Annotated in this window: 11 protein-coding genes; 6 read left to right on the forward strand and 5 right to left on the reverse strand. The window is 47.1% G+C overall.

Annotated elements, in window-relative coordinates; genetic code table 11:
• Positions 1-17: 17 nt before the first annotated feature.
• The gene (locus tag PSE7367_RS10130) at positions 18-308 is read left to right on the forward strand and encodes a DUF3288 family protein (RefSeq protein ID WP_015165260.1); all 291 of its coding nucleotides are present in this window, start codon (positions 18-20) and stop codon (positions 306-308) included.
• A 143-nt stretch (positions 309-451) separates the two neighbouring features.
• On the opposite strand, the gene serA is transcribed toward PSE7367_RS10130, so the two are convergent.
• Complete coding sequence (gene serA, locus PSE7367_RS10135) at positions 452-2035, reverse strand: phosphoglycerate dehydrogenase (RefSeq protein ID WP_015165261.1); 1584 nt, start codon at positions 2033-2035, stop codon at positions 452-454.
• 317 nt (positions 2036-2352) lie between these two features.
• On the opposite strand from serA, the gene PSE7367_RS10140 reads away from it, so the two are divergent.
• The 5 genes from PSE7367_RS10140 to PSE7367_RS10160 all read left to right on the forward strand — a co-directional run bounded on the left by PSE7367_RS10140 (position 2353) and on the right by PSE7367_RS10160 (position 11405).
• Positions 2353-3318, forward strand: a complete 966-nt coding sequence (locus tag PSE7367_RS10140) for a PhoH family protein (protein WP_015165262.1) — start codon at positions 2353-2355, stop codon at positions 3316-3318.
• Positions 3319-3524: 206 nt separating this feature from the next.
• The gene (locus PSE7367_RS22720; protein ID WP_015165263.1) at positions 3525-4454 is read left to right on the forward strand and encodes a precorrin-8X methylmutase; all 930 of its coding nucleotides are present in this window, start codon (positions 3525-3527) and stop codon (positions 4452-4454) included.
• Between the two features lie 411 nt (positions 4455-4865).
• On the forward strand, positions 4866-7604 hold the full coding sequence (gyrA, locus tag PSE7367_RS10150; protein ID WP_015165264.1) for a DNA gyrase subunit A: 2739 nt from the start codon (positions 4866-4868) through the stop codon (positions 7602-7604).
• 5 nt (positions 7605-7609) lie between these two features.
• On the forward strand, positions 7610-8224 hold the full coding sequence (locus PSE7367_RS10155) for an NUDIX hydrolase (protein WP_015165265.1): 615 nt from the start codon (positions 7610-7612) through the stop codon (positions 8222-8224).
• A 784-nt stretch (positions 8225-9008) separates the two neighbouring features.
• Complete coding sequence (locus PSE7367_RS10160) at positions 9009-11405, forward strand: tetratricopeptide repeat protein (RefSeq protein WP_015165266.1); 2397 nt, start codon at positions 9009-9011, stop codon at positions 11403-11405.
• A 20-nt stretch (positions 11406-11425) separates the two neighbouring features.
• Here the strand turns inward: PSE7367_RS10160 and PSE7367_RS10165 are convergent, their stop codons facing one another.
• The 4 genes from PSE7367_RS10165 to PSE7367_RS10180 form a co-directional block, all read right to left on the reverse strand.
• Positions 11426-11989 (reverse strand): pleckstrin/ G-protein interacting- domain-containing protein, encoded by a 564-nt coding sequence (locus PSE7367_RS10165; RefSeq protein WP_015165267.1) that lies wholly within the window; start codon positions 11987-11989, stop codon positions 11426-11428.
• Positions 11990-12124: 135 nt separating this feature from the next.
• On the reverse strand, positions 12125-12715 hold the full coding sequence (locus PSE7367_RS10170) for a D-glycero-alpha-D-manno-heptose-1,7-bisphosphate 7-phosphatase (protein WP_015165268.1): 591 nt from the start codon (positions 12713-12715) through the stop codon (positions 12125-12127).
• A 376-nt stretch (positions 12716-13091) separates the two neighbouring features.
• Positions 13092-13442: an STAS domain-containing protein gene (locus tag PSE7367_RS10175; RefSeq protein ID WP_015165269.1), complete on the reverse strand. Its 351-nt coding sequence runs from the start codon at positions 13440-13442 to the stop codon at positions 13092-13094.
• Positions 13443-13444: 2 nt separating this feature from the next.
• The gene (locus PSE7367_RS10180; protein ID WP_015165270.1) at positions 13445-13891 is read right to left on the reverse strand and encodes an ATP-binding protein; all 447 of its coding nucleotides are present in this window, start codon (positions 13889-13891) and stop codon (positions 13445-13447) included.
• Positions 13892-14263: the final 372 nt, after the last annotated feature.

Below are 14263 nucleotides of genomic sequence, written 5' to 3' on the forward strand. Positions count from 1 at the left end.
GACTGGGCTAAGTAACTATGGCTAAACAGGAAGTCAAGGATCAAGAGCATCCCCAATATTACAACGATCGCCAACTGCTGAACGAGCTACTGGCAGGCGAACCAACCGATCGCAATTTAGCTGATCTAGCTCGATTAAAAATTAGATATAACGGCTTTCCTGGTGCAAGGGATATTCAAACCGATCTCGATCGGGCACTCAGCAAATGGCAACTAGATCAAGCACAGTTGTTTGCCAAAACTCGCCAAATCCATGCCAATAAGCCCGTATATGCGAGCCAGAATACTGGTCGGGATGACTGGGCTTAATCATAGTTAAAAAGTTAAGCATAACCATAAAAAACGATCGGTTGCCTGTTTAGAGCTAGGAGCCGATCGTGATGTTTTTGCAAAATACTAACTAATTAACTAATTAACTAATGAGACTAAAGCTAAATAGCCGCAATTAAGCGCTATAGCGTTACCGTAAACGCATCGGTCACGCCATTGATATCAATGATTTCATTCAGCATCGCCGCTGGCAAAGGATCATCGATGTTGAGTACCATCACCGCTTCACCACGTACCATCCGTCGCCCCACTTGCATACTAGCAATGTTGACATTGTAGCCACCCAGCAAAGTACCAATTCTGCCAATAATACCGGGCATATCCTGGTGCAGAGTTAGCAACATATGGTGGGTGGGTGCCACGTTAATCGGGAAACGATTGATATTGGTAATCCGAATCTCGTTATTGCCCAGCAATGCCCCAGTCACCGATTGTTCACCTTCGGAACCTTTGGCAGTCAGGTGCAGTGAGCCAGTGTAATCCTGGATCGAAGGATCGCGGGTTTCTACCACATGAATACCGCGCTCTTTGGCCTCGATCGAAGCGTTGACAAAATTCACCCGTTCGCGCAGGGCAGGCGAGAGCAGACCTTTCAACGATGCCACCACGATCGGCGTGGATTCACTGTTGGCGATCTCACCTTGCAAACGCACATCCAGGCTATCAACCCGACCGCCGGCCAATTGACCCACCAGATTACCCAGCATTTCCGCCAGTTGCAAATAGGGCTTGAGCTTCTGCCATACTTCCGGCCCCACACCAGGAATATTCACGGCGGTTTTGGCCGGCAAACCAAGTAACACATCGCGGATTTGCTCCGCCACATCGATCGCCACATTGGCCTGAGCTTCTTCAGTGGAAGCACCCAGATGAGGGGTCAGGATCAAATTTCTACCTACTGATCGCAACACCGAGCCATCTTCGAGTGGTTCATTTTCAAATACATCGATCGCCGCGCCGCCAATAACACCAGACTCGATCGCATCAACTAAGGCCGCTTCATCAATAATGCCACCACGGGCACAATTGACAATCCGGGCATTGGGCTTCATTTTGGCCAGCGTTTCTGCATTGATTAAATGGTAGGTTTCTGGCGTTTTGGGGATGTGCAAGGTGATATAGTCAGCTTCACGCAGCAAGATTTCCATCTCCACCAGCGACACACCCAGGGTCGCAGCTCGCTCGGCGGTGATATAGGGGTCAAAGGCGAGGATTTTCATCCCCATTGACTTGGCCACATTGGCCACATGGGAACCAATTTTACCCAGGCCAACTACGCCCAGCACTTTTTTGTAGACCTCAACGCCGGTGAATTTTTTGCGATCCCACTTGCCTTCTTTAAGCGAGGTATTAGCTTCAGGGATATGGCGTGATAGGGCTAGCATCATCGCCACGGCATGTTCAGCGGCAGCGATCGTGTTACCTTCTGGTGAATTGACCACCACGATCCCTTTGCGGGTAGCAGTGGGTACGTCCACATTATCCACACCAACGCCAGCCCGACCGATGATTTTGAGGTTATTACCTGCTTCAACAATTTCTGCGGTTAGCTTGGTGCCAGAACGGATCATGATGGCATCATAGTCACCAATCACATTAAGTAGCTCTTCGGGAGACAGCTTGGTACTAATGTCTACGGTGGCAACTTGGGAGAGGATATCGATCCCCTTTTGATCAATCGGATCAGAGACTAAAACTTTCGGCATAGCTATCGATGGTGGAATGATTATGCAATGTTGTTGATTGAGTGAATTTAGAGCATTTGCCAAGGATCAATACCGCGCAGGGATCATGGTTGCGGCAGCAGTTTGAGCCTTTAGGCAAGGGATCTATTCAAAGTTGTGTTAATTGTGCTAGTGCGCAGGTAACTCAAGGCATATTCTAATACCTAAGCGTACCTAAGCGGCAGATTGCTGATCTGTTTTACGGTGCTTTATGGTGCTTTTATGATTGGCGATCGCTTAAAGGATAGGGTTAATATTTAGTTAGTGGCTGTAGCTGGAGCAAAATACAAGATTTAAACATGGTCGATCGCCAAATCATCAATTTACCTGACCCAAGCAGTGCTATATGTTTGGCGGGAGCCGACGGCCAAAACCTGAAGCTGATCAGCGAACATACTGGTGCCCAATTGGTGTTGCGCGGCCAGGAATTAATAATTAATGGCACCACGGTACAAATTAACCTATGCAAAGAATTAGTCTTAGCCCTTGAGAAACTCTGGTCGCAGGATCTGGTGATCGCCCAGGCGGATATTCTGGCAGCCAAGCAAGCGATCGAAAATGATCAAGCCGATCAATGGCGACATCGAGAGGCGATCGCCAAAAGTCGTCGCGGTGAAATAATCCAACCACGCACGATCCGGCAACAGCAATATGTCAAGCAGATCGAAAAGCATGATTTAGTGTTTGGGATTGGCCCGGCTGGGACTGGTAAAACCTATTTGGCGGTGGTTTCAGCGGTTAAGGCGATGCAGGCCAGTGCTTTCGATCGTTTAATCCTGACTCGCCCCGCCGTGGAAGCAGGAGAACGACTGGGCTTTCTACCGGGCGATCTGCAACAAAAAATCAATCCCTATTTACGGCCGCTCTATGATGCTTTGTATGATTTGCTGGAGGCCGAAAAAATTCCGCAGATGATGGAGCGGGGTGTAATTGAAGTAGCGCCTTTGGCCTATATGCGCGGGCGGACTTTGAACAATGCGTTTATTATTGTCGATGAAGCCCAGAATACTACCTCTGCCCAGATGAAAATGATCTTAACCAGGCTGGGGTTTAAATCTCGCATGATAGTCACTGGCGATATCACGCAAATAGACTTACCTCACCACCAAAAGTCGGGGTTGGTGATGGCGCAAAAAATGCTCACAGGGATCGAAGGGATTGCCTTTACCCAGTTTGATAAGTCTGATGTGGTGCGTAACCCTCTGGTGCAGAAGATCGTGGCGGCCTATGAGCGGGCAGAGTCCAAACAAAAGCGTAACCGCTAATGCATCTATGCCTGACCAATTAAAATCACCTGCAAATAAAGCTTACTCTCGATCGCTATGCCCATCTCAGATAATCAGTGTTAATACTGTTAATCAGTAACCAGGCTTACCCAAGTAATTTATTAGTCCATCTCTGAATCCTCTGCTGAATCTTTTTTAATAAAATTAATCAAACCGCTTTAATCAAACCGCAAGCGGCAGTCGTTATGCCAGATTCATTAAATAAAACTCCCCAGATTCGATCTAATCAACCTAGTCAATCGATTCAAGCCAATCAGCAACTCCAATCTTCATCAGCAATTTACCCCGACCAACCAGATCGATCGCCGCAAGGTACACCACAGTCAATCATTCACCCGATTACTGCCCAGAGCTTTGCAATCATCGATCAAGAAATTGGCGAGCATAGCTTTACGGCGGCAGAATATGCGATCGTGCGACGGGTAATTCATACCACCGCTGATTTTGAGTTTAAAAATTTGATCAAATTCACCCCCAATGCGATTGAAAACGGGATCAAGGCGCTCAAATCTGGTCAGCCGATCGTGGTGGATGTGGGCATGGTCAAGCAGGGAATTACTGGCCTGGTTAACAAAACTTTTGGTAATGAAGTTATTAATGCGCTCGATTATGCCGATTTGACCAATCCAAGTAGTGATGTTGATCTAGATTTAGATTTAGACCTGGATCGGGATAAATCATTACATGACCAGGGACAATATGGCGATCGTGTCGATGTTAGCCCTGAGGTAACCAGTACCAAAAATAAACTTATTGCTGAGGCTCCAAGCCTTGATCTAACTGGCGCTGAGCGGCTAAGCAAAAAAAATCACATAAAACCGCAAACCACCCGATCGGGTAGAGGAATGTATATCTGCGCCAAACAGCATCCCGATGCGATTTTTGTGGTGGGTAATGCGCCGACTGCGTTACTAAGCCTGTGTAGACTGGCTCAGCGCGATCCTAGTTTCAAACCCAGCTTAGTGATTGGTGTGCCCGTTGGTTTTGTATCAGTGGTCGAATCAAAAATGCTCTTGACCACATCCCGCCTCAGCCATATTCGCAGCGATCAACGCAAGGGCGGATCACCTGTAGCAGCAGCAATTCTTAATGCATTAATTACTTTAGCCTGGTAGGGGTTGCGATCGCGTATAATTAAGTAGTGCTAATTGTTTGGCGTTATTCAAAGTATTAGTTAAAACATTGATTTGTAGGCATCTAATTCAAATTATTGAACCGCTGATTTAAACACTTCAACTTAGTGCTTTTCTTGGCGCAATAACTTGAAATTTCATCGAATTGTTGGCCTGATCAAAACTAATTACATTAGCTGCAACGCCAAATCAGTAGAACCCATTGCCAAGGTGCAAAATTGCGACGAGAGATGAGATCAGATCACTCCATCTCAGCCGCAGTTTTATATTCTAGGTCTAGATACTAGCTAGCTAGATCCAGGCATCGATCGGCATGGATTCATCATCGAGTAAGCACAATGAGTTAAGCACAATCAGTAATCGATCTCTAAATCGTAGTCTAAGGATTTCTATATGACCAATTCTACTCATACCCCCAACGATCGGATCATTCCTACCGACCTGCGGGGCGAGATGTCGCGGTCTTATTTAGAATACGCCATGAGCGTAATTGTGGGTCGGGCTTTGCCTGATGCCAGAGATGGGCTGAAGCCTGTGCACCGCCGCATTTTGTATGCTATGCATGAGCTAAACCTCAGTGCCGATCGCCCGTTTAGGAAGTGCGCCCGCGTAGTTGGTGATGTGATTGGTAAATATCACCCCCACGGCGATACCGCTGTTTATGATGCCTTGGTACGGATGGCGCAGGACTTTTCCATGCGCGATCGCTTAGTGGATGGGCACGGTAATTTTGGCAGCGTTGATAATGACCCACCCGCTGCAATGCGATACACCGAATGTCGCCTTACCCGCATTGCCCAGGATAGCCTGCTCCAAGACATTAGCTTTGATACGGTTAATTTTGCCGATAACTACGATGGTTCGCAACAAGAGCCGATCGTGATGCCATCGCGGCTGCCGCAACTATTATTAAATGGTTCTTCTGGTATTGCGGTGGGGATGGCAACCAACATTCCACCCCATAACCTCAGCGAACTGGTGGATGGTCTGGTGGCTTTGATCGATGATCCAGAGCTGAGCGATCTTGACCTGATTACCCTCATCCCTGGCCCCGACTTTCCTACGGGGGCGCTGATCCTGGGCAAACAGGCGATCCGCGATACCTATGCCACTGGTCGCGGTTCGATCGCCATGCGGGCAGTGACCGAGATTGAAACCGTTTCTGCACCGGGACGGCAGGAAAAAGAGGCAATTATTGTCACCGAGCTACCCTACCAAACCAATAAGGCGGCTTTAATTGAAAAGATCGCTGAGCTGGTTAACGATAAACGCCTGGATGGAATTTCAGATATTCGGGATGAAAGCGATCGCACCGGCATGAGAATCGTAATTGAATTACGCCGTGATGCCTATCCGCAGGTAGTGGTGAATAACCTGTTCAAGCTCACGCCAATGCAGTCTAACTTTAGCTGCAACATGCTGGCATTGGTGGATGGCGAGCCGCGTATTCTCTCGCTTCGAGACACCCTGACCGTTTTTATTGACTTCCGGGTCAATGTGGTAACTCGCCGCACCCAGTATGAACTGCGCAAGGCGGAAGAGCGCGATCACCTGTTGCAGGGCTTTTTGATTGCCTTGGCTAATCTAGACGAAGTGATTGCTCTAATCCGGGGAGCCGACGACACGGCTGAAGCGCGTGGCAGTTTGATGACTAACTATGAGTTATCCCAGGCTCAGGCTGACGGCATTTTACAAATGCAATTGCGGCGCTTGACTGCCCTGGAAGTAGGCAAGATTGAGCAAGAACACAACGAATTAGTTGCCAAAATCGCCGATCTCAGGGATATTCTGGCCAACCGCGATCGGATTATGGCGATCATCCGCGAGGAATTGGAAGCCGCCAAGGCCGCATTTGCTACGCCGCGCCGCACCCAAATTTTGGAAGCAGAAGGCGAAATCGATACCGCTGATTTGATTGCCAATCGGGAAGCCATAATTCTAATTACGGAGCGTGGTTACATTAAGCGATTGCCCGTAGATATTTTCGCCGCACAAAACCGAGCCACCCGTGGCAAGGCTGGTACCAGCATGAAGGAAGATGATGCGGTGGAGCATTTCTTTGCCTGTCGCAGCCATGACTCGCTATTGTTCTTTAGCGATCGCGGTAAGGTTTATAGCCTCAGAGCCTATGAGATCCATGAAGGCAGTCGGACTTCCCGTGGCAGTGCCCTGGTACAAATGCTGCCGATCGCTGGCGATGAAAAATTCACCTCGGTGATCCCGGTGAGTGAATTTGCTGAGGATGAATATTTAGTAATGCTGACAGCCGGTGGTTACATCAAAAAAACCAAGCTATCTGCGTTTGCCAATATTCGTACCAATGGCTTGATTGCTATTTCCCTAGAACCAGATGACACCCTCAGTTGGGTGCGCCGTGCCAGTGCTGATAACACGATTATCATTGGTTCCAAGGATGGGATTGGTATTCGCTTCCGCACAGATAATGAGCAACTCCGGCCAATGGGGCGTGATACCCGTGGGGTCAGGGCGATGAAGCTGGGTAAGGGCGATCAACTGGTAAGTATGGATATCTTGCCCGCTGGCCTGGCTGAGGTTGAGGGCGGTGATGATAATGGCGATGACAATTGCGGCAGTGATTTGGAAACCAGTGAAACCGAAAGCAGTGAAGTTAATGAAGGTCCTTGGGTTTTAGTGGTCACCCAGGATGGTGCTGGCAAACGGGTGCCGGTTGATCAGTTCCGGATTCAACGCCGCGCTGGTCGTGGTTGTCGGGTCACCAAGTTTAAACATGGCGACGATCAATTGGCGGCCTTGCGTCTGGTCAATGAAGATGATGAATTAATCTTAATCACTGCCCGTGGTATTGTGATGCGTCAGGCCGTTGATGCGATCGCCTGTCAATCCCGCTCAGCCAAGGGTGTCAGAGTCCAGCGGCTGGATGATGATGATGCGATCGTAGGTGTGGCTCTGGTGCCCAATGCTGATGAGGACGACGAACTAGAAGAAGGCGAAGAACTAGAAGGGGTAGATGGCGAGGCGATCGATGTTGAGGCTATTGCGGTAGACAGCGATCCTAGTTCCAATGCATCCACTGTAAATGGTGCTGCTCCTGCTAATAATGGCGATAATGCAGCAGAAGATACAACCAATAGCACTGAGGAGAATACATAAAGCCAGTGGATCAATCTGTAAATCAATCCTCTAGCCCGGTAATTAATCAATCAAATCATCTTGCTGCTACCGGGGAGATCGTCACGTCAGAAATAATTAAAACCAGGCTGCAATATCAGGGGCATAAATTCACCTATCGAGTCGATCGGTTGCGATTGCCCCATGGCGTGGAGGGCGAATACGATTACATCAAACACCCTGGCGCAGGTTTGGCAGTGCCAGTCATGGCCGATGGTAGATTTGTGCTGGTCAAGCAATACCGTTTCGCGGTGCAGCGCTATTTGCTGGAGTTTCCGGCAGGAACCCTGGAGCCAAATGAATTGCCGGATGTCACAATCAAGCGCGAGCTAGAGGAAGAAACCGGCTATCGGGGACACCGCTGGCACAAACTGGGCGAGTTTTATATCTGTCCTGGCTACTCAGATGAGGTAATTCATGCTTTCTTGGCTCAGGATCTCGAAGCGTTGGCCAATCCACCCGCCCAGGATGAAGATGAGCAGATTGAGATTGTCCTGCTGACTGCTCAAGAAATTGAAGCCCTGATCAATGCTGGCAATGCAGCAACTAACCTGGATGCCAAGTCGATCACAGCTTTTTATCTGGCTCGCCAACATCTGTAATTCTATTTGATCAAAAGTTCTATTTAATCAAAGGTGATCTTATATAGTTGTATTAACTAACTGAGCGCAGTCCAGTTAGACCTATGCTCATGTAATAGCTATGGGTGATTTTACTCTCCACAGCCTCGGTCATGCTAGGATAATCGCAGGTAAAAGACTAGCGCTAATCACACTTACAAGCGTTGCAGAGCCAGCGATCGCCATCATCAAATGGCAAGATTGATCGATTATGAAGTAATCATAGGCACGATCGCTGCGCATATGTTTCGCACCGTCACTCGGACTTGCAACTTTAGAGCGACTGGCAGAATTATTTGCTCGGGTTGATCAAAATTGGAATTAGAAGATTGAGAGCGAATTTATTAGTAAACTCTGACCATAGTTTAAACAGCCTAAAGTTCAATTGTGGCCAGCTCGATCACAGATTTTAGGTTGTTTGAGCTACTTAGAACCTCAATGTTCAACAGATATATAGACTCCGCATTATACGTTATAACTGATCGTCGCATTTAAATGTGGCATCTCAGCCGGTAAATTCATTTAGGGTGATCAGTTAGAAACAGCAAATTTTTAGCAATAGGCAATATTGGCAACCATTTTGCCGTTTGATTTAGCTTAGTAGGTTAAGGCTGCCACAATTCTATGAAATAATAATTTATGGGGCGATCGACTCTCCTCATGATGGAATACTTAATCTTTACAAGAACCTACGATCACTCATCTGCAGTATGCCAATCTCTTGAATTGAAATAATTTCGCCCATTCAATCCGATTAGACATATACATGACAGCAGCTAAACTTTTAACTCAGGGGCGACTATTGCGGAGCCAGAATCATGTCTCTGCAGTTGATAGTTATGAGCAATGTATTGATCTGGCCGAGCAGGAAGTCAATAAGCAAGTATTAGCCTCAGCCTTAACCGAATTAGCGCTTCTGTTTGCGGAAACATGTCAATCCCCCTATCTCGATCGCGCTAAAAGTCTGCTGCTCAGAGCCGAGGCGATCTGGAGTAAACAAAAGGAATCACAACAGGACTTAGCCTATCTACTCTATTGCCGGGGGATTTTATATTTCCATCAATATAACTTTGTCGATAGCCTGGTGTGCTTTCGTGCTGCCTATCGTGCCTATGGTAAAGATGGCGGTGCTGGGTTGGCCTTAGTTGATGGTGGGCTGGGGCGCTACTATACTAGCCTGGGTGATTTCCAAGCAGCCCTGTTTCACTTCGAGCGATCGCTGTCCCGTTTTGATCAACTAACCGATGATCTACAAATGGGCGATTGTTATACAAACCTGGGCAATCTTTACCTGCTCATGTATCAGCAAGAACCAGCCGAAAATTACTTCCATAAGGGATTGGCGATCGCCCAAAAGAAAGAAGCCATCTATCCTCGTTATGCTGCTCTGGTGGGGCTGGGGAAGGTGGAAATGATGCGGCAACATTGGGCTCATGCCCGGTATATGCTCCACGAAGCAATCGGTTTACTCAATCATCCCTTTGATCTAATTGATATTGCTTACATCAATTTAAACCTGGCGGAAGTCTTACTGGGGGAGCAACGATATGACGAGGCCAGAAGTCAGATCCACGATCACACCATTCCCCACTTTAAAGAACTGGGTAGTTCGATCGGTTTGGCCGCTGCCGATCGCTCCCTGGGTCGAATTTTTACTAGCAGTCTCAAGCATAATCCTGCGGAACAGCTAGCCACATCAATCGAAGAAGCAGAAGATCGCTTCCTGGATGCAATGGATGTATTTGAACATCAGGCCATGCCCCAGGAATATGCCAAGACCCTCTATGATATGGCCTGTTTGTATCGCACCTGCATGGAGGCTGATCCCCAGCATCAGTATGAATATAAAGGCAAAGCATCACGGGCTCTAAAGGTAGCCTTGGGAGTGCTCGAACAGGTTAACTACGGTGCGGCCAATTTGATTTTTGAAATTGAAGTTTTGCTCAATTGGGTAGACCAAACCGCCTGGATGGAGCGAGCAGTTAGTCGGCTGCGCGATCGAAAGCTGCTGGCGGAAAGCAGCCGTGCTGGCCAACTAGAAGAAGTGGCGATTCTGGCGGTGGATCTAGCTAATTATGAAGTGCTCTTAGCCACCCTATCGCCCAATGAGATCGTCAATTTGCTCAATATCTACTTGCGTAGCATTTCCGAGGTAGTGCAAAAGTTTCAAGGGATCTCCTGCCATTTTTTTGGTGGTTCCTTTATTTCGATGTTTCGGGATGTGCAAGCCAATGTCGCGGCGGGAAAAGTGGATGCTACGGCCGAGAGTCCGGCTGTGAACTGTGCGCCGGGGGCGATCATCCCCAGCGATCAACTGGCGCTGAATCCTTCCTTGCGAGCAGCTTTGGCCGCCCAGGAAATGCTGAATGCCTTGGATTTATTTAATGATGAACTGGAGCGTTTGCATCTAGAACCCCAGTCACTCAAAGTTGCGGTCAATACCGCGCCGGCCGTGATTAGTAATGTGGGCATTAGCGCCAAAGCAGAAATCACCGCGATCGGTGCAGGCGTAAATTTTGCTACTCACCTAACCCAACTGACCGAGGCTGGGCAGGTGCGTCTGTCGGGTCGTACCTATGCAGTTTTGCAAGAATTGATTGACCCGCGAGCGCTGGCGGTGACCCAGATCGATGAAACCTTCAAAGAACTTGGGATGGTGCCAACCTATCAGCTAGATGAATTAAGTTATTATTCCGAACCAGCAAATCGCCCTAGCTGGCTGGTTAATTCTGAATTCCCCACCATGATTCGGATCGACATGGCGATCGACTCATTGATGGCGGATGTGGGCAACATGGCCGTGGCAGCGATCGCTAGCAAGTTGGGGGCAATGTCGCGGCAGCTATATACAGTGGGTAATGCGGTCACTGAAATCTATGACCAGGCTTTATTGCACTTAAATACCTATCCAGAAATTACCCTTTTGATTCTGGCGGAGGAATCCAGCCTCGAAGTAACTATGAATGTGGAAGCGGAGTTGCCTTCGGCGATCGCTACATCGGAATTAGAAAAGTTTAAAAATGCGCTACAGGCTCTGCGCCAAGATAAAGACAGCACTCTTTATGTCGTTAATTCTTGCAATATCGAGTCTACTAATAATAGCTTTACAATTCGGATAATTCAGCCCTATCGAGGTAGCCAGCGCAAGGCTCAATCCCATTAGTCATTCATTACTTTATTTATTTATTGCTCATCCCAATAAAACCGATAGAACAAATCTTCATTCTTAAAATCATGCTCATCAAGGACATGGTGAAGCCATTTCTCATCGATCAACCTTTGTCCTAACCGCACCGCCTCAGCTTCAGGTATTTCTAGCCTGTCCATAATCCATTGCGTTGCCTCAGAGCCCACAAAACAGCGGGGATAGTTAGTCAGCCGAAAGCGACGATCTTGAATTTTTAGACCACCCACATTGCGCATTCTGGCAACCAATTGCTCCAGGTTAATTTGGGCAATGCGATCGCTCGCCAGCTTATTCTCGTCTACTATTTGTAAATCGTTTTCCTGGCACCAAACCGTAAAGCCAGTTTGTTCTTCAATCACTAAGCATTGGATTAAGCCCTTGCTCTGCAAGAATAACTCTCGACCGCGCTTAACCGCAGCTTGGCCATCTTCTCTGCTAAAAGCCCCCACATTAGCAAATAGTTTGCCTTGATAAGCAACCCCTAAAAAACTCTCGAGGTCGTTATTGACCTGCTTAACTACATTACAGAATTTAACTTGGCTACTTTCTAATATTTGCATTACGATCCTCCTTTCACGATTACTTTATGCAGCTTCAAGGGACTTGTTGACAAGAATAACGATCGCTTGAGGACAATCACTGGTAGCTAATTGTATCGATCTTGCCCAGCGCCTCATTTGAAAAAGAAAAAAGCATTAATCACAAAAGCCGACCTCTAAAATCCAATTGACCGCCTCAGCAATATCACTAGCAATAAAATTGGGCTCTACGGTGTGTTGATAACTACCAGCCAAAACACTCTCACCATAACCACTTTTAACCAGCACTCCCCGGCAACCCGCATTATGAGCCAGGTCAATGTCGGTGGCTTTATCACCAATCATAAAACTGCGCCTGAGATCTAGATCATGTTCCCAGGCCGCCGCTACTAACATGCCGGGATTTGGCTTACGCCAGGTTGAATAATAGGTTAATTCTGGATCGATTCCTCCCTCTGGTTGGCTCAAACTAGGGCAATAGTACATGGCATCAAGATGGGCAGCGGCACGATCGGCCAGCAATTTGCTTAGTCTTTTGTGCAAAGCGTCGATATGGGCGTGGGGGTAATAGCCTCTGGCAGCTCCGGCTTGATTGGAAACCATACAGCAAAAGATTTGGCGATCGTTGAGCGATCGCACTGCCGCCGCCGCATTTGGCATCAGCAATAAATCCTCAAGTCGCTTGATATAACCAGCTTCTTGATTTAAAACCCCATCTCGATCGAAAAATACAGCAGGTTTTAACATGTCTTTAGTAATTATCTTAACGAGCTAACTACAGGGCTAAATTAACCTGTGGTGAGAACTAATCAAACCAACATTCATATTGCCCTCTATTGGCACTCATCTCTAACTCATAGATGAGTTGGAATGCTGTTAGATCTTAGATCAAGTTGATCAGAAATAATCACTCGTGCCACGACCAGATTTTCGGGAGCCACCAATAATTAGCTAAGGGTTGCCTTAGTCGATCGCACATAGGCTGCACCAGTAGAATTCACTCAGTAAAGCCAGTAAAGCCATGAAAAAACATAAACCCGATCGTTAATAGATCGAGCTTGCCTACTATTCTGCTGAGCTAAGAAACCTTTTTTGGCATTTAGGAACTGAAAAAGAGCAACATTTATGGCTCAAAGCTATCTAATTCAGGGACATCGGCAACCAAATGTACACCCTGAATATAGAGCGATCGGCCATACTTGCCAACATTTTCTAATCGCAACTTGCCGCCTTGTTTTTTTGCCTGGACTGCCATATCGATTGCAGCCCCCACCCCACGACTAACAATCTTGGTAACGCCCTCAAAATCTAGAACGATCGCCGATAAGTTGCGCTCCAAGTATGGTTGAACTGTTTGCCTAAAATAAGGAACAGTGGTAACACTTAGAGCACCCTTAAGCTGCAAAACAACTTTGTCACCTTCTAGATGCTCGGAAATGCTTAATTCATCTTGCAAAAACGAAGAGTGAGTCATAGCTAGGGTGTAAGTGAACTTGAATTAGGACTGGACAAAAATGTACTCATGCGAACAGTAGTTCCCTGGTCAGAAGATTCGATTTCAACCTCATCTACAAGAGATTTAATCATATGAATACCGAACCCGCCACTTTTTACGCCAACTTCAGAGATAAGCTCAAAGTCAGGAGCACCGACAAGAGCAGGATCAAAACCTGAGCCACGATCCTGAACCTCTAGTATAAGGCTATTGTGCATAGCGATCACTACTACATCGATATCCTTATCGGAGGAGCTATATAAAATAGCATTTACACAAGCCTCAGTGAGAGCTTGAATAATGTCTTGCACCCGATCGGGAGTAAACCCCATTTTCAGGGCCAATGCTTCAACAGCAGCCACAGGGATATCCTCAATACCCTCTACCGGAGGTATAGAGATATGCATCTTGAGGGACTCACTGCTCATGCCCGTTACACTCAGCGTCGCTTAAAATTTAATATAACATAGCAATGTCCTTCCCTATAACCAAGAAAATGCTTGATTATGACCAAATTGTCTTAACCTTTACGGCATAATTGCAGCAAGGCACGTTTGCTTCGATCGCTATGCTGGCACTGGCTAAATTACGATCACTTTTAGAACTAAAGTTGAACCGATCGACAGCCCCAAACTAAACCAACTAACAGTTTAGAGCTTAGGGTTAGTTTGGAGGGCAAAATAGGCGATTATAAATCCTGAACCGGAAAGCAACCAGATTGAGCATTACGGCGATAAACTAGGTTATGAGTCAATTAAATAAACTTTAGCGATTGTTAGGGAACCTACATCTAATCTAGA

The sequence above is a fragment of the Pseudanabaena sp. PCC 7367 genome, from assembly GCF_000317065.1.
Taxonomy (GTDB): Bacteria; Cyanobacteriota; Cyanobacteriia; order Pseudanabaenales; family Pseudanabaenaceae; genus Thalassoporum; species Thalassoporum mexicanum.